Genomic DNA, 26567 nt, shown 5'->3' with positions numbered 1-26567 from the left:
ATTTTTTAATTATTATAAACTTATTTAGATATAATTAGTAATTTCTAAGCTCCTTTTTTAATAGAACGTTCCCTCAAGTGTACCACTATTAATTTAGTTTATCAGATACACTTGTTTCTACGGCTTAGAAAAGGGTACATTAATAAAAAAATGAAAATAACACATTCTATTATGAGTTGAGGACATATGTCCTATCCAAACCACTTGGAAATATCCTTTAATATAGTAGAGAAATCTAAATTAGGGGAGAAAACAATGAAGGGGATTATCTTTGCATTATTAGGCGGGGCCTTTATTACTCTGCAAGGGATTGCCAATACACGGATTAGTGAAGACATTGGCACGTGGCAAGCAGCAACTATTACCCAGTTTACTGGTTTTATAATGGCTCTCATTATTTTAATGTTCGTTAGAGACGGTAAAGGGCAAGGATTCAAACAAGTGAAGCCGTTATATTTGATGGGGGGCGCCTTTGCAGCGATTGTCATTTTCAGTAATGTCACCTCTATTCAGAGAATCGGTGTGACCCTAAGTATATCAGCGATCCTGATAGCCCAGCTTACGCTGACATTTATCATAGACAGTAAAGGATGGTTTGGCCTGGAGAAGCAGAAGATGAAGCTGCCACAGATTATCGGCATCGGGATGATGATCGTTGGTGTGGTGATACTAAGGTCATAAAAAGTGTCTTTTGGAATGTAGAAGGTGAAAGGCAGAGGTGAATAAGAGTGAAAGAACTGAATGATCAGGAGCAATTGGACGCTTATATCGAGACATATCAACTAGAAACGATCTTTCATGAACCATTCATTCCCCATTTGTCGCTGTACTGCTTTGAGCAAGGGGAGCTCATCTGTTCTCAAGGGGAAGCATCACAGTATTTGTATGTACTAGTGAAGGGGAAGGTTAAAATCTACACCAGCTCGCCAGAAGGTAATACACTCATTCTTTCTTTTAAGAAACCGCTTGAAGTGATCGGCGATATTGAGTATGTACAGGGCATTGACATTATTAACACAGTTGAGGCGGTATCCCCTGTTTGGATGATTGGTATTCACCATCGCTGGTTAAAGAAATATGGAAGTGACCATGCACCTCTCCTGCAATTTTTATTGGATATCATTACGAAGAAATTTCATCTAAAAAACAACTCGATGAGCTTCAATATCATGTATCCCGTTGAGGTGCGCTTGGCTAGTTATCTATTGTCTGTTTCCTTTGATGAATTCGATTCACTTAATAAAAACCAACTTAGAATCAGTATCAAGGATGCAGCTAATTTAATTGGAACGAGCTATCGTCATTTAAATCGGGTCATCACACAATTTTGTGAAGATGGTCTAATTGAGCGTAATCGAGGGTCCATTTTAGTTAAGGACAGGAATGGATTAAGGGATCTCGCCGGGGGTAATATTTACGAATAGCCTTAAAAAATATCAACACAAGGGAGAGAAATCGGATGATTCTAGGATTATTGTTTGCGATTATTGCCGGTGCGCTGGTAGCTTTGCAAAATATTTTTAACAGTAAAGTTAATGAACGGGCGGGATCTTGGGCAACGACTACCTTAGTATTAGGGATGGGATTCCTTGCTTCATTGACGTTTGGGCTCCTCTTTGAAGGGGGAAAGTTATTTCACTTGCAAAATATGCAGACTTGGTACTGGTTCAGCGGTCTGATCGGAGTAGGAGTGGTTGTTTGTCTCGTTCAAGGGATCAAGCGGCTCGGACCAACCTATGCCATCGCTATCGCACTGACATCACAGCTCGTGGTTGCTCTATTAGGGGACACATTAGGCTGGCTAGGGTTGAATAAGGTTCCGTTTACTGTCAATCAGTTGATCGGTGTGCTGGTTATTGTCGGTGGAATTGTCGTATTTAAATTTGGCGGCAGCGGTGAGGGTCAGAAAGTGTTTACTTGGCCATTTGCAAAGGGGAATAAAGTTTCCGAATTTCAAAAGTAGTTTTCAGTTTACCGGGGAATCGTTTCAGGAGAATAGGAGCGGTTCTTTTTTTCGCCTGACGTAGTGAGTCCTACTGAGCGCTGCGAAACATTTTAAGTTTGTTTGCGAAAAAGAAATCTCTCCTGCTTTCGTATGAATCAAAAAAAGCAGAATGACTAGTTCATCATTCTGCTTTTTTTGTTAATAAACTTTATCCCCGTTAAAGATGGAATTCTTAACGACGACATAATCGACATTACGGATGGCGGCTAACTTATTTCCTCCTGCGTAAGAAATAGAGGATTGAAGGTCTTGCTCCATTTCTATCAACGTTTCTTTTAACGAGCCTTTGTACTCGACAAACATTTTTTTGCCTTCTACATTTTTCTTTTCCCCTTTTTGAAATTCCGATGCTGATCCAAAGTATTCTTTATAACACTTACCATCTTTCTCGATCGTCTCACCTGGGGATTCTTCATGCCCAGCAAATAAGGAGCCAATCATCACCATGGTTGCTCCGAATCTAATGGATTTGGCGATATCGCCATGTGTCCGGATCCCGCCATCAGCAATAATCGGCTTACTTGCTGCCTTTGCACACCAACGCAGTGCAGCTAATTGCCAGCCCCCAGTCCCAAATCCAGTCTTAATCTTGGTGATACATACCTTTCCAGGTCCAATCCCAACTTTAGTCGCATCCGCACCAGCATGCTCTAATTCTCTGACTGCTTCTGGAGTTCCAACATTTCCAGCTATGACAAAGCTGTTAGGTATGTACTTCTTAATATGCTGAATCATTTTAATTACCGCATTAGAATGACCATGTGCGATATCAATCGTAATGAATTCTGGTGAAATCTGTTCCTCAGCTAATTGTTGGATGAACCGGTACTCCTCCTCTTTCACTCCAACACTAATAGATGCCAATAAACCTCGAGATTTCATATCTTTGATAAAAGATAATCGCTTACCTGGTTCAAAACGATGCATGATATAAAAGTAACCATTTTCCGCTAAGTAGATAGCTATTTTTTCATCGATAATCGTCTGCATATTTGCTGGCACCACTGGCAGCTTGAATGTATGCCCGCCTAAGGATACTGTGGTATCACACTCAGAGCGGCTATTTACGACACTTTTTGCCGGAATCAATTGGATATCTTCGTAATCAAATACATTTTCCATCATTGTCCTCCTCGAAAACAAACAGTAATTAGCTTAAATGTTCACTCAATGCAAAGATAGGGTTATCGGTTTCAATTGGTCTTATACATTGAGCTAATTCAATGATAGCCCTTTTTGGAATCAACTACACTGTTTAAATAATTTTTATACTTTTTTTAGAATTGGTTTAGAAGGGGTTTATAATTCGCGGTTATGATAAATAACAGAAGACAGGTTATTTCTGTTCGAAAAAAAACAGCGTTAAGGAGATTTGCTCATGTCTATTAAGACGAGACTACTGCTATCCTATATGGCCATGACCTTTATTCCTATCGTGTTGTTCGCCTTAATTGCAACTACGCTTGTTTCAGCTTTTTATAAAGATATGGCAGGAACTGGGGATGGAAAGGGAATGCCGGCCTTTTGGGAAACGGCCAATCAACGCCGAGACCTGATTGCAGGCGTGAAGTTTATGACACAAACAGACCCTGATCGCTTCAATGACAAAGAGTTCCTGAAAAGCACGGACGAACAATTAAATCGTGTTCATTCAGGACTCGTGGTAATGGAAAATAATCGAACTAGCTTCACTTCCCCTTTCGTGAACCGCCTTGATCTAAATACTACTGAGATTAAGGAGATGCAAAGGGGACAGACTCATGGCCGATGGGGAAAAAGTCGTTTTTCAGTGGAAAAGTACGATATCACTTTTAGAGATGACACTACAGGTACGGTCTATATATTTTCTGATTTATATCCTTTTTTCAAGGAAGCAAGAAAGTTTTTCCCGCTGCTTGTATTGTCGCTGCTACTTGTTATTGGCCTTACGAATGGTATTCTTACCTATTTAGTTTCCCGAAGTTTTATCAAACCTTTGTACAAGCTAAAACATGCTGCGGAACAAATTAAAAAAGGGATCCTTGCTCATGAGGTGAAGTTGGACCGCAGAGATGAATTCGGAGAATTGGGGGCTTCCTTTGATGAAATGCGCGCCCGCTTGAACGAATCGATCCATCTTCAGCTACAGTATGAAGAGAACCGGAAAGAACTAATTTCAAACATTTCACATGATCTGAAAACGCCGATTACCGGAATTAAAGCGTGCGTTCAAGGCATTCAAGATGGAATCGCAGATACGGTTTCTAAAAGGGATAAATATATAAATATGATCGCGAAAAAAGCGGACGATATGGATCAATTGATAGACGAATTGATGTTGTATTCTAAGCTTGATCTAAAACGACTGCCATTTGATTTGAAACCTCTGGACATTCGTGGGTATTTGCGGAATTATATAGAAGAATTACGTCTCGACCCGCGAATGGAGAATATTAAGATTACGTTCTCTTCCGTCAGCAACAGACTGGTTCTCGTTATGGGAGACCATGAAAAGCTGAGTAGGGTAATGATGAATATAATCGACAACAGCTTAAAATATATGAACAACGAGCAAAAGGAAATCAGGGTGGAATTGTTCGACGACGAAGCAAAAGCAACAGTACACATCCGGGATAACGGACCGGGAATTGACAGCGCGGAACTACACCATATTTTCAAACGTTTTTACCGGGCAGAACCTTCGAGAAATACAGAATCGGGAGGCACAGGCCTTGGTCTCGCTATTGTCAAACAGATGGTCGAAGGACAAGGTGGAACCGTTTGGGCTGAAAGTCAATTAGGGGAAGGGACCAGCATTTATTTTACATTACCAAAGATCAATCATAAGGGTGAGGACGAGTGAAACGAATTTTAATCATCGAGGACGATCAGGTTATTGTGGAAGTGGAAAAAGATTATTTAGAAGCAAGCGGCTATGAGGTAGAAATCGCCATTAGCGGAGAGGTGGGTCTGAAAAAGGCCTTGGAAGAGGAATATGATTTGATCATTCTCGACCTCATGCTTCCCAATATAAATGGATTTGAAATCTGCAGGCACGTCCGACAAGCGAAAAACATCCCAATTTTAATGGTTTCCGCCAAGAGGGAAGAAATTGATAAAATACGCGGGCTTGGCCTCGGGGCAGATGATTATGTGACCAAGCCCTTCAGTGTCGGCGAGCTGGTGGCAAGGGTCAAGGCACATCTGGCACGTTATGACCGGTTAATGACAGATAACTTCGCGAGACAAAAAGACGAAATAACGATTCGAGGAATTCGTATTGATAAGTTATCTCGAAAAGTGTTCGTGAATGAAACCGAAATTCCCTTTACCTCAAAAGAGTTTGATTTATTACTATTTTTGGCCATCCATCCTAATCAGGTGTTCAGCAAAGACGAACTGTTTGAAAAGATCTGGGGATTGGATTCCATCGGGGACAATGCCACGGTAACTGTTTTTATTGGAAAATTACGTGAAAAAATTGAAACAAACCCGTCAAAGCCACAATATATTGAGACGATTTGGGGTGTCGGGTATCGGTTTAATGTATAACAGGGGGTGAATGGTATGAGGAAATTGAATCTTACCCAGAGAAGATGGCTGATCATCTTACATTTATTATTTGCAGCAATCATGTTCGGCGTGGCCATTGTTTTTTTAATTTTGAGTATAACCGCGGCTAACACGAACGATGATGGTGTGCTCAAGGCGTGTTATATAAGTATGCATATGCTAGCCCAGACATCGGTTCGTGCATCCACGATTGGCACGGTGGTAACGGGGATTTTACTATCTGTGCTGACGCAATGGGGCTTGTTCAAATTTTACTGGATTATCGTCAAAGAAGGTTTGACAGTCCTCTCAATTTTATTGGGTCCTTTCGCAATGTATATCTTAACGCTAAAAGCGGTAACGTTGACAACTAGTGGAGGGCTAAACGCTCTTACGGATCCATCGTTCACAGTAAACAAATGGCAGCTATGGATCGGAATTATCCTTCAGATTATTTCGCTTGGTGCGATGTTCGTGATTTCTGTGTTTAAACCATGGGGACAGCGAAAACAGAAAAAAGCATCGTACCTTGCTTGAAGATGAAGGGGAGAAGAGACATGAATAAGAAATTAGGAAAGAAAAAAGGGAACAGCAGAAGAGATTCGATTGAAGAGTCTGGAGTGTGTAAGAAGTGAAACCTAAAAAAAGTTGGTGGATTTTATTTATTATCTCATTAGGAGTCATCATTCCTTTTGTGGTTCCTTATTTAACACTAAATCACGCCAATAGCCGAATATCTATCACATCGGCTGGCATGCAATTTCCATTATTAATTGCACATATTGTAACGGCATGTTTGGCACTACTATCCGGTTTTTTCCAATTCGTAGAACATTTTCGAATCAAAACACCAAAAGTCCATCGCCTTCTTGGCAGAGTGTATGTAGGCAGTGTCTTAATAAGCGGTGGGCTTGGTCTAGTATATGTTTCGTATATTGAAAATTTTTCGAAAGCCACTTCTTTTCTTGTATTGTCACTTATCTGGCTTTTTACCTGTTGGAAAGGATATCGTACTGCAGTAAGAAAACAATTTGCAGATCATCGCAAATGGATGATTCGAAGCTTTGGTGTCACGTTAGTGGCAGTAAGCGGCCGAATAGTGGTGCCATTTTTGCTATTAACAAATTACACCTTAAATAACTTCTCCCTTCCCGGAGGAAGAGAGAAAATGATTGAAGAAGTTCTGGATGTAAATATATGGGTCGGATTGATCATCAATTTCATTGTCGTTGAGTGGTCAATCCTTCGTAAAGGCGTAGAGTTGTAAAGGTGTCAGGCACCATGTGAAAAATTCACATGGTGCCTGACACCTTTCTTTAATCACCTATCTTGAAGAGAAAAATCGAAAAAAAAATCATAAATCTCAATAAAATACACAGCAAAATCTTGTTTCTTATCAATTTTTTATGAAAGAACTTGAATTAAGATGAAGTCATACGAAATCAAGGAGGAATAAGAAAATGTCTAAAGCAGTTTTTCAATTAGTACCGTTAACTTGCCCATCATGTATTAAAAAGATAGAAACAACGCTCAACAAAACGAATGGAGTGGAATTTACTAAAGTGCTATTTAATACAAGTAAGGTAAAAGTAGAATTTGATGAGGTGCACGTGAAAGCAGATCAAATCGAAGAAACCATGAAAAAATTAGGATACCCGGTTCTATCATCAAAAGTATCTTAAAAATAGTTTACTAGCCCCTCTCCCCCAAGGATATAAAAGAGACTTATCCCTGTTTGTTAGGATCATTCCTGACTTGGGATAAGTCTTTTTTAGTTAGAAAAGAGTGTACTTGATTCCGGTCAATTACTTTTGTCCAAGTTCTCTAAAAGTTAAGGATTATAAAGGTAGCAGGGAGGGGAAATTATTTGATTTATAGCGGATTCCTTGAGATAAAAGGGATACCAAGATCGATGCGGCATTAGAGTGTAAAATTACGAGAAAAATAGACCTGAAAAAAATTGTAAATTTTCAAATTATTGATTGACAGGGTAAATCCAAGGATGTTAATATCGTATTAAGTAATCAGATGAGTATTATCGGAATTAAAAATGGTGGATCGAAATGCATTTGCACTTGTTAATAAAATAAACATAGTTAGCCAGTCAACTGGAGACACAAATTCAAGTGTCTTCTTTTTGTTTATAAAAATTCATACACTAGTCGACTATTCGGATAGAGACTTCTCGCACCCCTGAGAAGTCTCTTTTTTTATCTAAATTAAAGGAGCTGATTCTATGGAGACAATTAGTGAGTCAGATGAAAGCTGGAACTTACGAAAGTGGAAAAATCATTTGGTAAAAAAGATTTTAATTTGAATGATTGGATTGCTAAGTAAACTTTTCTCTAAAGCAAATAAAGGAGAGGATTTCATGGAAAATATACTTCGGAATGCTGTGGAACAAAGAAGGAAAACATTAATTAACATTCTGCTTACCTTTAAAATCTTTGATAGTGAGGAACAGCTTTTGAAGTTACCTTTAACCGATTTAGAAAATGAATACAAAAGATTAAAGTCGAATTGTCATCCTCATAGTGATACAGGCTCGATTCAATGGAAAAATAAAATATAAACTTAGGGCGAACAGTGACATTCACTGTTCGCCTATTTACTTACTTTTAATAAAATTTGTTGTTTGTATGTGAAACAAAGCCAGTTATTTGCTAAGCATTCCACAGCCTAGGAAATGGCTGTTTTTTTTCAATAATCTCTGCATATTTGCAGGCACCAAAGGAAACTTAAACGTATACCTTCTAAGGATACGGTTGTATCACACGCAGATACTGAATCCAAACATACGAAATGTGCTAACGATAGGTAGTAACTAGACATTGAAATGAAAGTGCGTGATTTGTTAGAATAATTTAGAACTTTATAAACCTATTTTTAAAAGGAGATACATCGATGACAAACGAAGATTATGAATTAAATTTAGTAAATAAAGCGATTGAGAATGCTCCTACTTGGTTAAATGATGACCTTGAAAGTATAGCAAAAAAGGAGAAAACCAAACTCAGAATAAGCTTTGTGATTTCTGAACTTTATTCGAGATATACATTTAGCTATCGGCATATTACCGCATCTATGAATCATAGTTCAGAATGGTCCACTACTGCCCGAGAAAGATTGAACTTCATTGATAACAATATTGACTTGATTCAGTATATGATCAAGAGAATGGAAGAATAAATAATAAGCTGGTATCCTTTATAACTAGGAAAAACCAGCTTTTTTGATATAAAATGTATTTTTGACAGAACACCGTCTATCATCGGATCACAATAAACGGTCTCATCATCTCATAATCCTCGTGCTCCAAGATATGACAGTGCCAAACATACAACCCTGTAAAAGGGCCAAACTTCATGATAATTCGAGTGACTTGGTTAGGATTAGCTTGAACGGTATCCTTCCAGCCTCGTTCTTGTGGTTCGGGAGGGATCGCCGGACCCATATAATCGATGATTTTCTCCTTTTTATACTTTTCTACATCAAAATCTCTACGGTCTAAGATTTGAAAATCAACTAAGTGTAGATGAATTGGGTGGGAATCCTTCGTTAAGCTAATAATATACCATATTTCAGTGGAGCCCAATTTTGGATTTTCAGTGATTGGGGCATCCCACTGTTTATTATCCAACAGCATCCATTCCCGACCAAACGGGTCCATATTGTCATTTAAAGTTAAGTATCGTGAATTGGAAGCTGACTGTTCATTCATTTTGGGAATATGCATCATATACGCCGGTATAACACTCGTATCGACACTGGCCAAGGGAAGAGTCACTCGAAACTGCATCACTGTGCCTGTATTATCATCTGGTGGATTTCCGGTTGGAAAAGGAGCAGGAGCATCGTTTTTCATGATAATATTTTTACCCTCAAGATTGGTAAAATCAATGATGACATCTGCTCGTTCTGCAGGTGCTAACATGATTTCTTTTACACCTATCGGGTGCTGCATAAGTCCTCCATCAGTCGCAATTTGATACATCAGCTGTCCTGAATCAAGCTTAATCCTAAAGAAACGAGAGTTGGCTGCGTTTAGCAGCCTCAATCTGTATTTACGCGGTTCCACTTTTAAATAGGGATATACTTTGCCATTCACCAAGACGGTATCCCCAAAAAATTCTGGAACGATCGATGTTTCTAATTCGGGGACGGGTTTTTCTGGCTGTTTCGGGTAATAAAGTGAACCATCTTTATGAAAAGTCTTGTCTTGTATAATAAGAGGAATATCATATTTCCCACTCGGTAAATTCAATAACCGTTCGCGTTGATCTCTAATGAGAAAAAATCCGGCCAATCCAGCATAGACATTAAGCCTCGTGATACCAAGGGCATGGTCATGATACCAGAGGGTGCATGCTTGTTCGCAATTATCATATCGATAGACTTGTTTACTAAAATAGGGACCGACCTGTTTGAATCCGTTTGTAAACCAAGCCTCCGGGTAGCCATCACTTTCCCATTCCACACAAGCACCGTGAACGTGTACCACCGTTCGTACTTCCGGTACATCCAAATGGGCCCCGTGCACCGTATGGTCAACAGGTAAGAGATGCTTATCTGGAAGATTGTTGATCCATTTGATATACGCTTTTTCTCCGCTTTCAACTTCAATCGTAGGTCCTGGATAGCTGCCTTCGTACCCCCAAACAGTTGTATCATTTAACTGGCGATGGAGTGATTGCTTAAATTCGGTCATATTCACTTCATAATAAGTATATAATTGATCTTTCCATCGAGGTTTTAAAATAGGGGGAATAGGGAGTTCATCTACAAATTTAGAGAGAATCATAGTTCCGCTCCTTTATATCCAGCTAAAAATTATTACCTTCTTTTTAAAAGGTTATAAATAGTACAAGCCTTTTATGACAAATCCAAAGGGTGGGGCTCTCGACTATAACCTTCAAAGTTGTTTTGATATATACGGTTATTTCAGCTGTTACTGTAATAACCCACGACAAGATTATCGATTATTCATTTCTAGCTCCACAAGGCAGGGAATATAGCCTTGTGGAGATTGTTAAGATTAATACAGGAGTGTACGGTAAGAGGCGTCCTTCTCTGTTTAAACACTCAAAGGGTGATTTCTTTTACATAATTGAACTAAATGACGGTACAAAGATTGATTTGACTCAAGTGGGTGGAGTAAAAAATGATGAAGATGAGCGTTTTGTCATTGAAAAACTAGATATTCAATTAGTAAACATGGGTATCCCGAAACAATCAAGTATGAAAAACTTCAAATACAGTAAGAAAGGCTTAGCTAAGGTCTATACTGATAAATTACGAAACATATTGGAAAATATGAAATAAAATAAAGGTCAAGGATTCGCTCATTGAAACACCATATTCGCCCATTAAGGTTCAAAATTCGCCCATAAAAACCCGGAATTCACCCATAAATCTCAAAAATTCGCCCATATAAAGAATAGTAGGCAATAATTATGGCGAACCGTGCTTGGCACTGTTCGCCAGTTTTATTTTGAATTCTTCGGGCGGAGAATCCCACCCGACAATTCTATGACAAAGATTCACTTTCTAAAGAGACTGATTCCACTTTAGTTGTGGGCATTTTAACATTGCCCGCAACAATTCCGCCTAAAATAAGGATAACTCCTAGCCATTGTGACAAGCTTACGTTTTCAGCTAAGACGAGCGATGACAAGATAACCGCAACCGGAAGTTCTGAGGCTGTTAATATCGTTCCAAGTCCTGGGCCGATATGCTTCATTCCAATAGAAAATAAGAGCGGTGGCAAGGCTACGCCAAATAGCCCAAGGAACAATCCATACGGTGCTACTCCCATTAAAACTGGTAAATGGAATAAATCCGTTGGCGTGAAAAATAAAAAAACAGTGATCAATCCGCCAGTGGAAAGTAGAGCACTTTTCTGCACAGGTGGTGTATCTTTTTCCACGGAGCCGCTAAGAAAGATGAGAGCAGTATACGTTAATGCGGAAAGCAGACCCCAAACTGTCCCTTGCCATGATATTTCAACGCCGCCTTCTGCAATAATACCAGCAGCTAGAATGGAGCCAATGATTAAAATACCAATCGAAACCATTTTCCCGTTGCTTGGTGTTTTCTTATAAACAATCCACTCAATAAAAGTGCCAATCCATACAAATTGAAATAAAAAGATGATCGCAAGTGAAGCATCCAGGGTTTGCAATGACTGATAATAAAATACACCTGTTAAACCAACTGGAATTCCTGATAAAAGTAATTTACCTATTTTAGGTAGAGTAAGTTTTTTCTTTTTCGAAAAAAGAGCGACCCCCCAGATTAGCAAGGTCCCAAGTAAGTATTGACTTCCTGTTACCTGTGTCACGGTGAAACCAGCCGAGTAAGCAAGCTTTACAAAGGTCGATAATACTCCGTAACAGCAGCCCCCTAAAAAAACAATTAGTGCATATTGCCAAGTTTTCATTTTTCCTACTCCTTTCATTCCATAAAAAAAGCCACACAGCTCTCATATGAAAGCTGTGTGGCGAAAATAGAGATATCTCTAGAAAAGTCCACAAACAAATGAATTTTGTTATTTAATTTGACTTTGTTACTTTAAAACAATTGAAAAAGAATGTCAATGAAATTTTTCCTCGAAATAGAGCGGTCCTTATTGAACCGCTCTATTTTGTTATTTCTTACTGAAGTGGAAATAACTCCAAAAAAACCAGATGGGATCAGACTTCCATTACGGTGTAGTTGTGGGAGTTTGCCCTTTTTTGGCAACGTTTAATTCGAGTTTTTCACTTAAGAAAGTGGAGCCCAGAACCAGGCCGCCGCCAATCATTTGAATCCATGTCATGCTCTCGCTTAAGAAAATTGAGGCAATGATCACAGCTGAAATCGGATCAATGTAGCTAAGAACAGCAATCGTTTGCCCCTTGAGTTCTTGAAGAGAAGTAAAGTATAAAAAATAAGCAAAACCCGTATGCACAATACCAAGGATCAAGATAAAAATAATCGAAGTTGAGTTTAAACGACCCAAGTCTAGATTACCCTGCCACAGTACATAGGGAAACAGAACCAGGGCGCCTGCCATTAATTGCACTAACGTGATTTCGAAACCAGATAAATTTTTGATGAATTTGTTCATTAAGACTACACTTGCATAAAATGCGGCCGCTAAAAGGCCATAGAAAATACCGAGGGTGTTGTTCTGTGAATCGCTTGTACCACCAGCTCCAGGATTAACGATTAAAAATAGACCAATCATTGCCATTACGATGCAAATAACCTTCACACTTGTTAGTTTTTCTTTCAGTAACCATGGTGCTAGGATCATCACAAATATCGGTGCAAAGTAATAGCTAATGGTGGCATTAGATATCGTCGTATACCGATAAGACTCAAATAAAAAAATCCAATTAAGGCCAATCGCAGTCCCTGATAATAGAAGAAGAAGCGCATTTTCTTTTAACACTAGATAAGATGGCTTATGTTTGACAAGAAAACTAGCAATAAGAAGGAATAGACTTCCGATGACCCCTCTCAAAAACGCTATTTCACTTGAAGACAGCTCAATCTTTTTTACAAAAATCCCGATGCTTCCAAAAATGAGCATCGTTAGGATGAGTCTCATTTTCCCTTTCATGTTGATCCCCCCTAGTTCTTTATCTAAATACCAAATGACTGATCGTTCAACTGCTGTTGCAGCAGGGGCACCTTAAAACCATACCTTACTTTGTTATAAACTTGAATAACGTAAAAATCAACCATTAAATGCCATTAATATTTTCTGTTTTATCCCAACAATGGGGTTTAGTGGTTTAAAGATGAAGGATTAAAAAAATATCTTAATCAGTGATTCAAAAGTTAAAGATAAAGAAAGGAGAAATCCAGCCTTTGTGCTGGATTTTTTTCATCCAAATATTATTCCAGAAAAGACCGTTTTAAAGTACAAGTAGAATTGTATGAAATGGATGATTTCAATTCATATTAAATGAAAGGAGGCATCCTGGAAATGAATTTTACATGGTTATTTGGGTTATTATTTTTATCTCAACAAGTGAGTATGCCAGACAGTTTATTAATCACTAACAACGGGCACCCTTTATCGGTTGTTAATTGTACTGATTTATCGATGAACTTACCTGGAGTTCCTATTATTAACACAGAAAAGTTAAAAAAATGTATGGATCAAATTGACAAACATGTTTCTAAAATGCCTAAAAATGCAATGAAAGATGAGTCCGGAAAAATTATACCCGAACATGTTGGTTATCGCTTATATCGTCAGAGGTTCACAGAAAAAGTTTATTCTTATTATTTTAACAATGGTTCATCTAAAATAGAGGTCCCCTTACTTGAAATTTATCCTAAAGTTGACAGTGAATTACTTGGAAATATCCAAAATGAAAAAATTGGAAGATATGTAACATCCTTCAATATATCTAACAAAGGACGAACCAATAATATTTATCTTGCAACCGAGGCTATTAATAATTTTGTTCTTTTCCCAGGTGAAATATTTTCCTTTAATAAAGTTGTTGGAAAAAGAACAGCAGGAAAAGGATACTTGCCTGCACCAGTGATCCTAAGAGGAGAATTAGCAAAAGATATTGGCGGTGGAATCTGTCAGGTATCATCTACCCTATTTAATGCAGTAGATAATGCCGGTTTAGAAGTTACTCAGCGTTCCTCACACAGCAGAAAGGTAACATACATTCCACCTGGGCGAGATGCCACTGTTAGTTGGAATGGACCAGATTTTGTTTTTAAAAATAAATACAATCAACCAATTCTAATACAATCAAAAACGGTAGGAAACAAGTTAACCATCGAGATATATTCTTCAGATGTCATTAACTATACTCCTAAAAAAGTGCCACACCTTCCTTATGATCAAAATCATCCACCCAAGTAAGGTTATGTGGGGCGATCTTCATATTGGAGTGACAGAAATGAGGAATTGAAATGAAGGATTTGAACGATTGGAATCCAGAGGATCCAAAATTTTGGGTGACTAAAGGGAAAAGAGTGGCCAGTCGCAATTTGTGGATTTCCATCCCCAATTTATTAATTGCCTTCTGTGTCTGGCAAATTTGGTCGATTCTATCACTAAAGTTAATTGATGTAGGATTTAATTATACGACAGACCAAGTGTTTACTCTTACTGCTATTCCAGCCTTAACAGGAGCGGTCGTTCGAATTCTTTATTCGATAGGAGTTACTTATACTGGAGGGAAGACATGGACGATCTTATCGACCCTTATTCTTCTTGTTCCAGTAATCGGTTTGGGGATTGCCTTGCAAAATCCTAATACGCCCTACATGACGATGGCAACCCTCGCTGCTCTTTGTGGTCTTGGTGGTGGGAATTTCGCATCCTCAATGGCGGCGATGGGCCATTTTTTAAGAAGGCGGGCTATATTTAAACGGAATAGTGCGATTCTTTTTGAGGGCTGTGGAAAAGATTCACTACACCCTGTATTTTGAATGGAATTAGAGAATGAAGTACATGTAAGTCTATATACAGATTTTACAAAAAAGTGAAGACTTCTCATTTTGAGAAGTCTACTTTTCGTTCAACTACTGAATGGATATACGATGTCCTCATTTGCTCCCACTTTCCCATCTAGAAACTCCCTCATCTTTTGAATCGCTATTTCAAGTGGACTTAGAGTACAGTTTCGGGACATTGAAAACATATAGACACTTGACAGTTAACCTCCATGTCCATCTATACTTAGTAAAGTAGTATAAGTCGTTTTTTGTTGATGTCAACTTGACAAGGATTTGTTAAAGGTTGGAGGAAATAATATCATGGTTTAAGGAAAACCTTCTACCATCTGCTCACGTTTACCGAGATTTTATTGATAAAGGAAGTCAAATACATAATGTATAAAATCGGATTAGTCGGTCTAAAAACTTCTCTGGAACAGATTTTAGACTCGGCAGAAGAATATAAATATGAGTTGGAATTCATCTCTCTCCCCTATGTAAAAACCGAAGAGGTAGAGAGTATTGTAAAAGAACATAACTCTCACGTTCATGCATGGCTTTTTTCTGGTCCACTTCCCTATGAAATTGCGAAAAAAACGCTGGGTACAGATAAAATTATGGTCCATGTTCCTGCGACGGAATCAGGTTTTTATAAATCTTTTTTAGAGATGATCTATGAAAAAGGAAAAATTATTGAGCAGCTAAGTATTGATACGATGTCCTTAAACAATATTAGTGAAGAGGCTTTGTCACAGTTAAATATAAAAATTCCAAAGATTTATACGAAAGTGTTTGAGTTAGATGTTGATACAAATGAATTGTTGCAGTTTCATTTAGATTTATGGAATAAGGGAAAGACAGAAGGCGCAATAACTTGTTTTCCATCCGTGTGTCATGCTTTAAGGGAAAATGGAATTCCAGCCTACCGGATGTCGATGAGTAAGATGGAAATACGACAAACGCTTCGGATTCTTTCTGAAAAAGTAAAGGCTTCCTACTTTAAAGACACACAAATCGGAGTTGAAATCATAGAAGTTGAATTTTTTAGCAGAGTGGCAGAGGAAATGAAAACTCCTTATCATTTACAGTATTTGGAGCTCAGGCTAAAAGAAATGTTGATTCAACTGGGTGAAAAAATAAATGGTTCTTTTTCAGAAAAAGGAAACGGAAGATACATGATTTTTAGTTCCCGCGGCGCCATTGAACGAGAAATTATCACGCTCGAAGATACCGTTCAAAAATTAGCTTTTGAAGCAGATACTACCGTTGCTGTTGGAATTGGCTTTGGCGAGACCGCGTATTCGGCGGAAATCAATGCTTTTCGTGCTATTCAACATTCTAAGGAGATGAAAAATCGCGAAATTGTGATTGTCCAAGATGATGGCAAGATTGTCGAATCACCAGGCACAAAAAAGGAGCTGCAATATGCCCGTCGTACCCACGATAAATTCCTTATCGAAAAGTTAAACAAAGGGAATATCAGTGTAAAAGCGTATAAGAAGATCTCAGCTCTTGTTCATAGATTGGGATGGCGCGAATTTACAACTAAGGACTTAGCGACACAGCTTGAGATGACAGAGCGCAATGTACGGCGTATTGTCACGGATATGTGCATAGTAGATTTGGCTCAATGCGTTGGCGAAGAGGCTCAAGCTACACGGGGAAGGCCAAGTAAAATTTATCGATTATTATAAGCACCCATGATTTTGGGTGCTTATTTATTTTGTCCCTTGATTTAGCATGTTAAAAGATTTAAAGGAATATTTTTCAGCTTTATTTTTAGTGTATTGTTTAATTTCTATTTAGAAATTTCTAAAAATTATTGAAATTTAAGTATAAAAACACTATACTTCATTTAAGGAATTTTTTCCTTAAATTATCCTAAAGTAGGTAATGTTTCGTAAGTAGAATAAAAAAAGGAGTTGGAATGGGTGTCTCAAACAATAATCATTCAGGATTTAATCGAGGATGTTAAAGACGAAGTGATTGGATGGCGAAGATATTTACATATGTATCCTGACCTGTCTTTTCAAGAAGAAAAAACAGCACAATTTGTCTATGAAACGCTGCAAACGTTTGGTGATTTGGAAATTTCACGTCCGACAAAAACAAGTGTTATGGCCCGTTTGATTGGTCAACAACCCGGGAAGGTTATAGCACTGCGGGCAGATATGGATGCGCTTCCAATTGAAGAGGAGAATGATTTTGACTTTGTGTCACAAAATCCAGGTGCGATGCATGCTTGCGGACATGACGGGCATACGGCGATGCTGCTTGGTGCAGCAAAGATTCTTACACAGTTAAAGGATCATATTAAAGGGGAAGTGCGCTTTTTATTTCAACATGCTGAGGAACTGCCGCCCGGTGGCGCACAAGAGATGGTGAAAGCTGGTGTGCTGGATGGAGTAGATATGATTATTGGCACCCATCTAATGTCGACTCTCCCTTTAGGGAAAATAGGTTTGAGCTACGGTCCGATGATGGCAGGAGCTGATACTTTTAACATTACCGTGGTTGGTAAGGGGGGGCACGCTTCACAGCCTGAACTAACTATTGATCCCATTGCAATTGGAACACAGGTTGTCACAAATCTCCAGCACATTGTTTCGAGGTATCGAGATGCTCAGGAAACTCTTGTAATTTCAGTGACAAAGTTCCAAGCGGGAAGTGCGATTAATGTTATTCCAAGTAGCGTAAGCATTGGAGGATCCGTTCGAAGCTTCAATCCGGAGCTGAGGGGAAAGATTCCAACTTTTATCGAACGCATAGTAAAAGGAATTACAGAAGCGCACGGAGCCACTTATGAATTCAATTATCAGTTCGGTTATGCTCCGACCATTAATGATGAAGAAATAACACGATTGATGGACGAAGCGGTTTGTGAAGTATTTGGTGAAGAAAGGCGAGAGATTATGAAGCCGATTATGGGAAGTGAAGACTTCTCTGCCTATCAAAAAGTAGTACCGGGATCTTATATTTTCATAGGAGCTCGTAATGAAGAAAGAGGGATTATGTATCCTCACCATCACCCAAAATTTGATTTTGATGAGCAGGCATTACAAGACGGTGTAAAGTTATTCGTTCATGGAACATTTAAAATAGTGAATTAGACTACGAGGGGGAAGAGTATGAAAAAGGTCTATTGGCTTGGAATTATTCCGGTTCTTGGTTTTGTAATAGGAGCGTTATTTTCAAATAGAGTGACTCCTTATGTTCTTGGAATGCCGTTTTTTCACTTTTGGGTTGTTCTCTGGTCTTTTCTTACAACGGGAATCTTGGGGATTATTTATAAACTTGATCCTGCGAATCAAAAGGAGGATTTTTAATGAATATTTCCTTGTTTTTTATCTTGTTTTTTTTCGTTGTTTCTATCGCTATTGGTTTATATTCCCAAAAAGGGAAAGAGATGAACTTAGAGCAGTGGTCCGTTGGAGGACGTGGAATGGGAACGCTATTTGTCTTTCTCTTAGCTGCAGGTGAAATGTATACTACATTTACTTTTTTAGGTGCAAGTGGCTCGGCATATAGTGATGGAGGTGCCATTTTTAGTATTGTTTCATACGGTTGTCTAGCTACTGTCATCTCTTACTGGTCATTTCCTGCTATTTGGAAATATGCAAAGGAACATAAATTAATTTCCCAATCAGATTTCTTTGTGAAAAAATATCAAAGTCCTTATCTTGGAGTACTTGTTGCTGTTGTAGGTATTGTAGCTTGTACCTGTTATTTGGTATTACAATTTAAAGGATTGGGGTATATCGTCGAGGCAACTTCCTATGGGGTCATCTCTTCCAAACTAGCAATTTGGATCGGAGCTATTGGTGTAACTGTTTTTGTTATGTTGTCAGGTATTCACGGTGCTGCTTGGACTTCTGTTTTGAAAGATATTCTTATTCTTGGGATTGTCGTATTTTTAGGTATCTATTTTCCGATTCACTTTTATGGCGGGATTCAGCCAATGTATGAGGCTATTGAACATGCAAAATCAAACTTTTCTATACTACCTAATCAAGGCATGAACACAACATGGTATATATCTACCGTAATTTTAAGTGGTATTGGATTTTATATGTGGCCGCATACGTTTCCTAATGTCTTTGCAGCCAAAAATGAGAAAGCCTTACGTAAAAATGCGATTCTTATGCCATTGTATCAATTAATTTTATTGTTTGCCTTTTTTGTCGGATTTGCAGCTATCTTACAGATTCCAGGATTAAAAGGGAGTGACAGTGACCTTATTTTGCTTCGTCTTTCAAAAGAGACATTTGATCCTTGGTTTGTCGGATTAATTGGAGGAACAGGTGTATTAGCCGCATTAGTACCAAGTGCTATGCTATTAATGGTTATATCAACTTTACTAGTTAAAAATATCTTTCAAGTATTCGTCCCTTCGACAACAGAAGGTCAGATTGCAAAATTAGTAAAATACTTAGTTCCGGTTCTTTCTCTTGTAGGACTTTATTTTACATTTAAAGGTGGAAATACACTTTTTGGAATCGCTTTAATCGCATATAACTTCATTACACAACTTGCTCCTGCATTTTTCTTTAGTTTACTGAAGAGGAATTTTGTTACAAAATATGGCGCTTTTGCCGGAATCATTTCCGGAGGATTGTTAGTTTCTACCATGTCATTAGGAAATATTACGATTGGACAGCTATTTCCTTTCATTCCTCAAGTTATTAAAGATCTGAATGTAGGAATCATTGCACTATTTGTTAATACACTAGTCGTGGTAGTTGTGAGTTTGATGACAAAAAATATCACTTTAACACAACCAAAAACCAAAGCATTGGTTGAGTAACATTGATAATGTAGTGAACCCTGTCAAGTAAACATTAATAGAGTAATATAAAGCAGTAGCCTGAGTTCGATATTCATAAGAACTCAGGTTTTTTATTTGGCAAATTCCACAATAAGTAAGTTTTATAGAATATCAAATAATATAATCTGATTCGTAAAATATAATGAATAATGAGGGCGAAAATTAAATAGAAACTAATATCTGGGAGGCTAATAATGGGAGTAGGATATTTAAAAATAGAAGCGCGTTCCGGTGGTGGCGCTTTACCAGTAAGTGGTGCAAATATTATTATTAGAGACTCCAGTGGGAAAATTCTTAACCAACTGAAATCCGATGAGAGCGGAAATACTGAAGCGGTACTATTGAACGCTCCAGATAAAGCTAGTACGTTAAGATCTAACAATCCAGATCCATATTATTCAATATATGATGTGGAGGTTAGTCACGCAAGATTTATCACCAATGTTATTCGTGGAGTGCAGGTATTTGACACTGTTACATCCACTTTACCTGTGAGTATGGCACCTGTACCGAGAACATTTGAAAAAAACAATTTGATAAGGGAAGTAAATATCCCCACACACGGACTTCTAACTCAAGTAGGTCGGAAACAACGGGGGCATAAAGTACAACCTAAAGTACTGCACGATGTAGCTATTCCGGAATACATTACGGTACATCTAGCTCACCCAGATACTTGGGCAAGAAATGTTCGAGTAAAATTTATTGATTATATCAAAAACGTAGCATCAAGCGAGATCTATCCAACTTGGCCACAGGCTTCTCTTGAAGCCAACATCTATGCTCAAATCACTTTTGCCTTAAACAGAGTGTACACAGAATGGTATAGGTCGAGAGGTTACGATTTTGATATATCAAATTCCACAAGTGTTGACCAAGCTTTTGTAGATGGTGGAGAAATATTTGAAAACATAAGTGTGATTGTTGACAAAATATTTAACCAGTACGTTCGAAGACAGGGGCATAAAGAACCGTTCTTTACCATGTTCTGCAATGGAACAACATCAACATGCCCAGGGGGACTTTCACAGTGGGGTACAGTTGACCTTGCAGAACAAGGGATGAATCCTTTTCAAATACTTGACCATTACTACCATGATGACATTGAGATAGTAGAAACGAACAATACGATTAGCGTAGTTGAGTCCTATCCAGGTGTAGCTTTAAGGGAGGGAAGTCAGAGTCCTAGTGTTGAGATCATGCAAAGGTATTTGAACAGAATACGAGTCAACTATCCACTTATTCCACAAATCGCAAATCCGAATGGAATGTTCGGAAGCGATACGACTGAAGCAGTAAAAACATTTCAAAGTATTTTTGGACTAACGCCCGATGGGGTAATCGGTAAAGAAACATGGTATAAAATATCTTATTTGTATGTAGCGGTTAAGAAACTTGGAGAACTTGAAAGTGAAGGCGAATGGATCGATATAGGCGAGGTTCCGCCAACTGTCGTTTTAATAGAAGGCTCAAAAGGTGGGCCTGTCGCTCAACTGCAATTTATTCTAAATACGATTTCATGGTTTTACCCTACTGTACCTTCTGTCATACGAGATGCAATGTTTCGAGCTACAACAAAAAAAGCAGTTATCGAGTTTCAAAAAACATTTAATTTGCCAGCTGATGGAGTTGTTGGTCGTGCCAATTGGGATATGCTTTATAAGGGTTATAAGGGGATTGAAAATAATGTGGTAATTCCTAAGCCCCTTCCCGGGACTGTTCCACCAACTGAACCACCACCTGAAACGGGTCCACCTTATCCTGGAATGCTTCTCCGTGTAGGCTCTAGGGGTGAGAGTGTTTTGTTAATGCAACAATATCTAAATGTCGTTTCAAAGGTTTATCCAGCAATTCCAAAGCTTGCAGCTGATGGTATTTTTGGTAAAAGAACCAATAGTGCTGTGATAGCCTTTCAAAAACAATTTGGTTTGTCCGCTGATGGGATTATTGGTCCAGCAACTTGGAAACGTATTGTAAAAGAGCACCATAAAATTACAACTTAATCATACCCATAGGTGCCCCTAAATAAATGGGACACCTTCTTTATTGAATATACAAAAAACTAAGATGGCACTCTTAATAAATCAATAAGGACTGTTGGTCGGGATTGCTTTGTGAGTTTTAATGTAATCTTTATAACCAATAATTTTATTTTCAAGCATCTTTTCTGTGGATAATAAGTTATTTATCTGATTTTTAATGGAACTTCTATGTTCTTCAAGTAGTTTAAGCCTTGCTTGAGTGGTAGTTTCTCCTTGTCTTACTAATTCAGTATATTCTCTTATTTGTGCAATCGGCATTTGTGTCTGCTTTAATTTCATAACAAATTTCATCCATAGTAGATCCGCCTCATCATACACTCTTTCTCCGTTCTCATTTCGATTAGGAAAAATAATCTTTTCTTTTTCATAATATCGTAACGTATGAGGAGTGATCCCCAACAACTTTGCAATCTCGCTAATTTGGTACATAAAAATCTCCTTTCATTAATTTGATGAATAAGCCTTAAGAGATAAAAAAGTGCTTGCCTTAGAGTAAACTCTAACGAATATAATGAACAAATCAAGCAAAGATTACAAATTTCTAAAAAAATTTTCAGGAGGAATTTATATGAAATATACTGTGATAACTGGTGCAAGCTCAGGTATTGGTTATGAAGCTGCATTAGCTTTTGCATCTCGGGGAAAAAACTTAATCGTTGTAGCACGTAGGAAAGATAATTTGGAAAAATTAAAGTCAGAGATCATGGATATCAATCCAAACCTAGATGTTGTTATTCGAGCAACTGATTTATCAGTCACTGAGAATGCGTATAAGCTATACGAAAGTCTTCGTGATTTCAAAATTGAAACGTGGATTAACAATGCAGGATTTGGCAACTTTGCTTCAGTTGCTGAACAAAATCTAAACAAGATTGAGGCTATGCTACACTTGAATATAGAGTCATTAACCATACTTACATCTCTTTATGTTCGTGATTATGCAAATGTCGAAGGGACTCAGCTTATTAATGTTTCATCAGGCGGCGGTTATACAATTATTGCAAATTCTATTACCTACTGTGCTACTAAATTTTACGTAAGTGCATTTACAGAAGGTCTTGCACACGAACTTAAGTTAAAAGGTGAGAAGATGCAGGTGAAAGTTTTGGCTCCTGCTGCAACTGAAACAGAGTTCGCAAAACGATCTTTTGATATAGATGAATTTCAATATGAAGGTGCTGTACCAAAGTTTCACACCTCAAAGCAAATGGCAGGATTTCTTCTTGATCTATATGATAGTAATAAAGTAGTAGGAAAAGTTGATGGAATAACCTATGAATTTGAGTTAGTAGATCCTATATTTAACTTTGCGGTAAGAACAAGTAAATAATCAAAATGTTTTCAAAAACCAAAGAGCGCCCTAGGGCGCTCCTGATCTAGACGAACAAGCCAACAATCGTTCCAGTCAAAACAGAGCCTAAAGTAGCTACTAACAATATTTTTAAACCGACTTTAGCTAACATACTTGCCTTCTCACCATTAATAGCTTGGACAGTACCAAGGATGATACTGATGGATGAGAAGTTAGCAAACGATACTAAGAAACAAGATACGATTGCTACAGTCTTTACTGACAAATGAGGGTTCATTTTTTTAAAGTCAAGCATAGCGACAAACTCATTAGCGGGTACTTTGGAACCCATTACTGATCCTGCTCTAACAATTTCATCTGTTGGAATACCCATTATGAAAGCGATCGGTGCGAGCACATACCCTAATATTTCTTGGAAGTTCATCCCGAAAATTCCATCAAAGATGTAGTTAATCATTGATAGCAACCCAATATAGGTAATCAGCATAGCTCCAACAATTAGAGCAACCTTCCCGCCATCTAAAGCCCTATTACCAATAGCTTCAAAAAGAGATTTCTCTTGTATCATTTCTTTTACATCAATTTCTTCATCCTCTTCACAGCTGGTTCTTATAAGGTGAAACGTGAATATAAGACCGTATTCAACGGAGTAGCGATGAAAGTACCTGCCAACAAATTAAGTAATTTTGAGAGTTTTATTTTATTACTTTCCTATTTTATGGTTCCATGGACTGCTATTAACTTAATTGACTATTATCTTCTGCGTCGAGGGGAATACAATTTTGGGATGTTTTTGATGTAAATGGGCAGTATGGAAAATTTAATTGGGTTGCCATTATGGCTTACCTGGTTTCGTTTATTCTTGAAATTCCATTTGTGAATACAACCATGTATGTGGGCCCTGTTTCTAAAGCGTTGGATGGGACAGATATTGCTTGGATTATGGGCTTAGTCGCTCCTTTCGTCCTTTACTATTATCCAATGAGAAAAAAAATCAAACTCTCTGTAAATCACCAGATGGATGATAGTCGGCAGAAAACTACGTAAGTTCTCAACAGTTACGTATCTATACTGATTTTCCAGGAGGCTGACCTTAGGGATTCAGTAAACATAAATATTATTAAACGACTGCTACCTGTTTCTTATTTTTTAGAGACAGGCAGTTATCTTTTTCGACCTTAAAGGTGAATACTAAAGCATATAATACTGATAAAATGTAAAAAACTTCCCTTCAGTAAAAGGAGAGGCAATGATGATGAAGAAGTGTTATAGTGGAGCCATTTTGACAGCAGGCATCATCCTTACTATTATGAGCGGATGTCAGGAAAGTAGTTTTGAGAACAATCATACTATAGATAAAGGAAAGGTAGTGGAAGAAACGATGACCCCTTCAGTTCATGTAGATCCTGCCATTGACCTCTCAAGCAAACAAACCACCTCGATTATCATCGAATTTAAAACAAAACCAGCGAAAGTAGCTGTTATTGAAGCGGAAGCAAAGGGGATTCCATTAACAATAGAGGAAGCGAAGGAGCAGGTAGAAGAAAGTCATCAAACATTTCAAAAGGAACTTCACGAGTTATTAGATAAGAACCAAGTCCCCTATACCGTAAGACACAAATATAATACTGCCTTTAACGGTGTTTCTATGGAATTACCCGCAAATGAAATTAATAGGTTGGCAGAATTCTCTTCTGTCATTTCAAAAATATCTCTAAATCGAAAAATCAAACTAGACCCTCCTATTTTACCTTCTAAACAACTGTGAAAATAAAGTAAGGTTGTTCTTATCTTTCGTACATAAAGACCCCTAGAACTGGAAAACTATATAAAAATTGGGGGTGGTTCATGTTGAAGAAAAGGATCTTAAAGCCGCTTTTTAAGAAACTCAATACAGAACCACAATTTCATGAACAGTCCAATGCACGGGATATTGAATTAAAAAAACAAGATATTAGTAGCAATTATGATCAAAATTTAGAGACATTTCAGTCCATTTTCAGTGTTCCTAAAAATACGGATATCAAAGTTCGCGAGTTTACCATCCGTGCCCTAAATTGCCGTGCCTTTATTATTTTCATAAGTACAATGGTTGACATACAAAGAATTCAGGAAGGCATTATGGAACCACTGCTTGAAAATGAGCAGACTTCAGGAAAAATTGCAGATATCGTTTCATACCCAGTCGAAAAAACAGCCACCACTATTGGGGAGATTACGGAATTTATTACGGGCGGGATGACAGCACTCTTTATTGATGGAGATATCCAATGCCATTTATTTGAAACAACCAATATTCCCGGCCGTTCCATAGAGAAGTCAGATAATGAAGTGATTGTAAAAGGGGCAAAAGAAGCTTTTAACGAAAGAGTAATTGATAATATTGCCTTACTCCGTAAAAAAATAAAAAATGAAAATCTTATCGTGGAGTCTCAGGTTATTTCAAAACGGTCAAGAAACGATGTATTTCTTGTCTATCAACAGGACCTGGCAAATGATGAACTACTTCAAACCATAAAGGATAAGTTAACTTCGCTTGATACCGATAGAATTCTTGATTTAAGTATCCTGGAGCAATATTTAGAAGAAAGACCAAGGTCCATATTCCCAACGATACTATATACAGAACGTCCTGACCGGGCAGCCTCGTTCATTGAAGAGGGGCACATTATTATACTAATGTCCAATTCGCCAAGCTGCCTGATCCTGCCGGCAACCTTTTGGGCCTTAATGCATTCACCGGAAGATCATTACTTGCGTGCACCGTATGGTAATTTCATTCGGTTTTTGCGACTACTTGCTTTTCTTGTCGCTGTTTTTGCCTCTGCTTTTTATATTGCGATTACAAACTATCATGTAGGAATGATTCCACCGGATTTATTAATGGCGTTCGCAGGATCAAGGGAACGAGTTCCTTTTCCATCCATCATTGAAATCTTTATGATGGAAATAGCTTTTGAACTTATACGGGAAGCTGGATTACGTGTGCCATCCCCTATTGGGCCAACCATTGGGATTGTAGGTGCATTAATTCTAGGTCAAGCTGCCGTTCAAGCTAATATCATTAGCCCAATTGTCATAATTGTTATTGCCTTAAGCGGTTTAAGTTCATTTATTATTAGTGACTTAAGCATGAATTTTGCCATTCGCATCACACGTCTTTTGTTTATTTTTTCGGCAGGTTTTCTGGGCGTTTATGGATTGACTGCCTTCTTTATGGTCATTCTCTTTTATTTAGTTTCATTAAAATCATTTGGCACACCTTACTTTGCTCCGATGACGCCGCATTTCTTCTCGTCAAAGGACCTTCTTGTTCGTCATCTTCCAATTAAAGAAAGGTTTCGCCCTGGTTATTTAAAACCAAAGGATATGGTTAAACAAAGAAAGGAATAAAAA

At 38.0% G+C, this 26567-nt stretch carries 27 protein-coding genes and 1 pseudogene; 22 read left to right on the top strand and 6 right to left on the bottom strand.

The window, feature by feature from the left end; all coding sequences use genetic code 11:
• The first annotated feature begins 255 nt into the window (after positions 1–255).
• Genes COE25_RS01915 through COE25_RS01905 form a run of 3 tightly spaced genes read left to right on the top strand, consistent with a single transcriptional unit; the run spans position 256 to position 1963 of the window.
• Positions 256–681, top strand: a complete 426-nt coding sequence (locus COE25_RS01915) for a DMT family transporter (RefSeq protein WP_098930517.1) — start codon at positions 256–258, stop codon at positions 679–681.
• A gap of 47 nt (positions 682–728) precedes the next feature.
• Positions 729–1424, top strand: a complete 696-nt coding sequence (locus tag COE25_RS01910) for a Crp/Fnr family transcriptional regulator (protein WP_098930515.1) — start codon at positions 729–731, stop codon at positions 1422–1424.
• A 35-nt stretch (positions 1425–1459) separates the two neighbouring features.
• A complete protein-coding gene (locus tag COE25_RS01905; RefSeq protein ID WP_088085540.1) occupies positions 1460–1963 on the top strand; it encodes a DMT family transporter in 504 nt (167 codons plus the stop codon).
• A gap of 180 nt (positions 1964–2143) precedes the next feature.
• Here COE25_RS01905 and guaC read toward each other — a convergent pair whose 3' ends face one another.
• A complete protein-coding gene (gene guaC, locus COE25_RS01900; RefSeq protein WP_098930513.1) occupies positions 2144–3127 on the bottom strand; it encodes a GMP reductase in 984 nt (327 codons plus the stop codon).
• A gap of 256 nt (positions 3128–3383) precedes the next feature.
• Here guaC and COE25_RS01895 point away from each other — a divergent pair, with 256 nt between their 5' ends.
• The 7 genes from COE25_RS01895 to COE25_RS01865 all read left to right on the top strand — a co-directional run bounded on the left by COE25_RS01895 (position 3384) and on the right by COE25_RS01865 (position 8725).
• Positions 3384–4847, top strand: a complete 1464-nt coding sequence (locus COE25_RS01895; protein WP_098930511.1) for a sensor histidine kinase — start codon at positions 3384–3386, stop codon at positions 4845–4847.
• On the top strand, positions 4844–5536 hold the full coding sequence (locus COE25_RS01890; RefSeq protein ID WP_088085543.1) for a response regulator transcription factor: 693 nt from the start codon (positions 4844–4846) through the stop codon (positions 5534–5536). Before COE25_RS01895 ends, COE25_RS01890 begins: the two co-directional genes overlap by 4 nt.
• A 15-nt stretch (positions 5537–5551) precedes the next feature.
• Positions 5552–6073, top strand: a complete 522-nt coding sequence (locus COE25_RS01885; protein ID WP_098930509.1) for a hypothetical protein — start codon at positions 5552–5554, stop codon at positions 6071–6073.
• Positions 6074–6167: 94 nt separating this feature from the next.
• Positions 6168–6803, top strand: coding sequence for a DUF2306 domain-containing protein (locus COE25_RS01880; RefSeq protein ID WP_098930507.1), 636 nt, complete (start codon positions 6168–6170; stop codon positions 6801–6803).
• A gap of 193 nt (positions 6804–6996) precedes the next feature.
• Positions 6997–7218: a heavy-metal-associated domain-containing protein gene (locus tag COE25_RS01875; protein WP_098930505.1), complete on the top strand. Its 222-nt coding sequence runs from the start codon at positions 6997–6999 to the stop codon at positions 7216–7218.
• 689 nt (positions 7219–7907) lie between these two features.
• Entirely contained in the window at positions 7908–8108 is a 201-nt protein-coding gene (gene fbpA, locus COE25_RS01870; RefSeq protein ID WP_142292131.1) for a Fur-regulated basic protein FbpA, read from the top strand.
• A 332-nt stretch (positions 8109–8440) separates the two neighbouring features.
• A complete protein-coding gene (locus tag COE25_RS01865; protein ID WP_088085548.1) occupies positions 8441–8725 on the top strand; it encodes a hypothetical protein in 285 nt (94 codons plus the stop codon).
• 79 nt (positions 8726–8804) lie between these two features.
• Here the strand turns inward: COE25_RS01865 and COE25_RS01860 are convergent, their stop codons facing one another.
• Entirely contained in the window at positions 8805–10337 is a 1533-nt protein-coding gene (locus tag COE25_RS01860) for a multicopper oxidase family protein (RefSeq protein WP_098930503.1), read from the bottom strand.
• A 218-nt stretch (positions 10338–10555) separates the two neighbouring features.
• Between COE25_RS01860 and COE25_RS01855 the strand changes: the two genes are divergently transcribed.
• Positions 10556–10858, top strand: coding sequence for a hypothetical protein (locus COE25_RS01855; protein ID WP_142354450.1), 303 nt, complete (start codon positions 10556–10558; stop codon positions 10856–10858).
• A 205-nt stretch (positions 10859–11063) separates the two neighbouring features.
• On the opposite strand, the gene COE25_RS01850 is transcribed toward COE25_RS01855, so the two are convergent.
• Both COE25_RS01850 and COE25_RS01845 read right to left on the bottom strand, forming a co-directional pair.
• The gene (locus COE25_RS01850) at positions 11064–11975 is read right to left on the bottom strand and encodes an EamA family transporter (RefSeq protein WP_098930499.1); all 912 of its coding nucleotides are present in this window, start codon (positions 11973–11975) and stop codon (positions 11064–11066) included.
• A gap of 264 nt (positions 11976–12239) precedes the next feature.
• The gene (locus COE25_RS01845) at positions 12240–13142 is read right to left on the bottom strand and encodes a DMT family transporter (RefSeq protein ID WP_098930497.1); all 903 of its coding nucleotides are present in this window, start codon (positions 13140–13142) and stop codon (positions 12240–12242) included.
• Positions 13143–13511: 369 nt separating this feature from the next.
• Between COE25_RS01845 and COE25_RS01840 the strand changes: the two genes are divergently transcribed.
• The 7 genes from COE25_RS01840 (at position 13512) to COE25_RS01810 (ending at position 21820) form a co-directional block, all read left to right on the top strand.
• Positions 13512–14414 (top strand): VanW family protein, encoded by a 903-nt coding sequence (locus tag COE25_RS01840; protein WP_098930495.1) that lies wholly within the window; start codon positions 13512–13514, stop codon positions 14412–14414.
• 50 nt (positions 14415–14464) lie between these two features.
• A complete protein-coding gene (locus COE25_RS01835) occupies positions 14465–14986 on the top strand; it encodes an MFS transporter (protein WP_098930492.1) in 522 nt (173 codons plus the stop codon).
• 401 nt (positions 14987–15387) lie between these two features.
• Positions 15388–16686 (top strand): hypothetical protein, encoded by a 1299-nt coding sequence (locus COE25_RS01830; RefSeq protein ID WP_088085566.1) that lies wholly within the window; start codon positions 15388–15390, stop codon positions 16684–16686.
• A gap of 237 nt (positions 16687–16923) precedes the next feature.
• The gene (locus COE25_RS01825) at positions 16924–18102 is read left to right on the top strand and encodes a M20 family metallopeptidase (RefSeq protein ID WP_098930490.1); all 1179 of its coding nucleotides are present in this window, start codon (positions 16924–16926) and stop codon (positions 18100–18102) included.
• 18 nt (positions 18103–18120) lie between these two features.
• Positions 18121–18318, top strand: a complete 198-nt coding sequence (locus COE25_RS01820) for a DUF3311 domain-containing protein (RefSeq protein ID WP_088085568.1) — start codon at positions 18121–18123, stop codon at positions 18316–18318.
• Positions 18318–19796 (top strand): sodium:solute symporter family protein, encoded by a 1479-nt coding sequence (locus COE25_RS01815; protein ID WP_098930488.1) that lies wholly within the window; start codon positions 18318–18320, stop codon positions 19794–19796. Before COE25_RS01820 ends, COE25_RS01815 begins: the two co-directional genes overlap by 1 nt.
• Positions 19797–20011: 215 nt before the next feature.
• Entirely contained in the window at positions 20012–21820 is a 1809-nt protein-coding gene (locus COE25_RS01810) for a peptidoglycan-binding protein (RefSeq protein ID WP_218964312.1), read from the top strand.
• Between the two features lie 81 nt (positions 21821–21901).
• On the opposite strand, the gene COE25_RS01805 is transcribed toward COE25_RS01810, so the two are convergent.
• On the bottom strand, positions 21902–22288 hold the full coding sequence (locus COE25_RS01805; RefSeq protein WP_098930486.1) for a MerR family transcriptional regulator: 387 nt from the start codon (positions 22286–22288) through the stop codon (positions 21902–21904).
• Positions 22289–22427: 139 nt separating this feature from the next.
• Between COE25_RS01805 and COE25_RS01800 the strand changes: the two genes are divergently transcribed.
• Entirely contained in the window at positions 22428–23189 is a 762-nt protein-coding gene (locus COE25_RS01800) for an SDR family NAD(P)-dependent oxidoreductase (protein ID WP_098930484.1), read from the top strand.
• Positions 23190–23235: 46 nt separating this feature from the next.
• Here COE25_RS01800 and COE25_RS01795 read toward each other — a convergent pair whose 3' ends face one another.
• Positions 23236–23739: a nucleoside transporter C-terminal domain-containing protein gene (locus COE25_RS01795; RefSeq protein WP_098930482.1), complete on the bottom strand. Its 504-nt coding sequence runs from the start codon at positions 23737–23739 to the stop codon at positions 23236–23238.
• A gap of 87 nt (positions 23740–23826) precedes the next feature.
• On the opposite strand from COE25_RS01795, the pseudogene COE25_RS01785 reads away from it, so the two are divergent.
• The 3 genes and pseudogenes from COE25_RS01785 (at position 23827) to COE25_RS01775 (ending at position 26564) form a co-directional block, all read left to right on the top strand.
• Positions 23827–24218: pseudogene (locus tag COE25_RS01785) on the top strand (cytosine permease).
• 202 nt (positions 24219–24420) lie between these two features.
• Entirely contained in the window at positions 24421–24939 is a 519-nt protein-coding gene (locus tag COE25_RS01780) for a protease inhibitor I9 family protein (protein WP_257208676.1), read from the top strand.
• 80 nt (positions 24940–25019) lie between these two features.
• On the top strand, positions 25020–26564 hold the full coding sequence (locus COE25_RS01775; protein WP_098930476.1) for a spore germination protein: 1545 nt from the start codon (positions 25020–25022) through the stop codon (positions 26562–26564).
• Positions 26565–26567 lie beyond the last annotated feature (3 nt).

The organism is Bacillus sp. AFS031507 (assembly GCF_002584635.1).
Taxonomy (GTDB): Bacteria; Bacillota; Bacilli; order Bacillales; family Cytobacillaceae; genus Neobacillus.
The sequence above is the reverse complement of the archived record's forward strand: the minus strand, read 5'-3'. Positions and strand labels throughout refer to the sequence as shown.

What these genes read in the sequence shown, in the direction of transcription:
- COE25_RS01915 (WP_098930517.1), top strand. Translation starts at nt 256, where the DNA reads ATGAAGGGGATTATCTTTGCATTATTAGGCGGGGCCTTTATTACTCTG.
- COE25_RS01905 (WP_088085540.1), top strand. Translation starts at nt 1,460, where the DNA reads ATGATTCTAGGATTATTGTTTGCGATTATTGCCGGTGCGCTGGTAGCT.
- guaC (WP_098930513.1), bottom strand. Translation starts at nt 3,127, where the DNA reads ATGGAAAATGTATTTGATTACGAAGATATCCAATTGATTCCGGCAAAA.
- COE25_RS01895 (WP_098930511.1), top strand. Translation starts at nt 3,384, where the DNA reads ATGTCTATTAAGACGAGACTACTGCTATCCTATATGGCCATGACCTTT.
- COE25_RS01885 (WP_098930509.1), top strand. Translation starts at nt 5,552, where the DNA reads ATGAGGAAATTGAATCTTACCCAGAGAAGATGGCTGATCATCTTACAT.
- COE25_RS01875 (WP_098930505.1), top strand. Translation starts at nt 6,997, where the DNA reads ATGTCTAAAGCAGTTTTTCAATTAGTACCGTTAACTTGCCCATCATGT.
- fbpA (WP_142292131.1), top strand. Translation starts at nt 7,908, where the DNA reads ATGGAAAATATACTTCGGAATGCTGTGGAACAAAGAAGGAAAACATTA.
- COE25_RS01865 (WP_088085548.1), top strand. Translation starts at nt 8,441, where the DNA reads ATGACAAACGAAGATTATGAATTAAATTTAGTAAATAAAGCGATTGAG.
- COE25_RS01860 (WP_098930503.1), bottom strand. Translation starts at nt 10,337, where the DNA reads ATGATTCTCTCTAAATTTGTAGATGAACTCCCTATTCCCCCTATTTTA.
- COE25_RS01850 (WP_098930499.1), bottom strand. Translation starts at nt 11,975, where the DNA reads ATGAAAACTTGGCAATATGCACTAATTGTTTTTTTAGGGGGCTGCTGT.
- COE25_RS01845 (WP_098930497.1), bottom strand. Translation starts at nt 13,142, where the DNA reads ATGAAAGGGAAAATGAGACTCATCCTAACGATGCTCATTTTTGGAAGC.
- COE25_RS01840 (WP_098930495.1), top strand. Translation starts at nt 13,512, where the DNA reads ATGAATTTTACATGGTTATTTGGGTTATTATTTTTATCTCAACAAGTG.
- COE25_RS01835 (WP_098930492.1), top strand. Translation starts at nt 14,465, where the DNA reads ATGAAGGATTTGAACGATTGGAATCCAGAGGATCCAAAATTTTGGGTG.
- COE25_RS01830 (WP_088085566.1), top strand. Translation starts at nt 15,388, where the DNA reads ATGTATAAAATCGGATTAGTCGGTCTAAAAACTTCTCTGGAACAGATT.
- COE25_RS01820 (WP_088085568.1), top strand. Translation starts at nt 18,121, where the DNA reads ATGAAAAAGGTCTATTGGCTTGGAATTATTCCGGTTCTTGGTTTTGTA.
- COE25_RS01815 (WP_098930488.1), top strand. Translation starts at nt 18,318, where the DNA reads ATGAATATTTCCTTGTTTTTTATCTTGTTTTTTTTCGTTGTTTCTATC.
- COE25_RS01810 (WP_218964312.1), top strand. Translation starts at nt 20,012, where the DNA reads ATGGGAGTAGGATATTTAAAAATAGAAGCGCGTTCCGGTGGTGGCGCT.
- COE25_RS01805 (WP_098930486.1), bottom strand. Translation starts at nt 22,288, where the DNA reads ATGTACCAAATTAGCGAGATTGCAAAGTTGTTGGGGATCACTCCTCAT.
- COE25_RS01800 (WP_098930484.1), top strand. Translation starts at nt 22,428, where the DNA reads ATGAAATATACTGTGATAACTGGTGCAAGCTCAGGTATTGGTTATGAA.
- COE25_RS01795 (WP_098930482.1), bottom strand. Translation starts at nt 23,739, where the DNA reads ATGATACAAGAGAAATCTCTTTTTGAAGCTATTGGTAATAGGGCTTTA.
- COE25_RS01780 (WP_257208676.1), top strand. Translation starts at nt 24,421, where the DNA reads ATGATGATGAAGAAGTGTTATAGTGGAGCCATTTTGACAGCAGGCATC.
- COE25_RS01775 (WP_098930476.1), top strand. Translation starts at nt 25,020, where the DNA reads ATGTTGAAGAAAAGGATCTTAAAGCCGCTTTTTAAGAAACTCAATACA.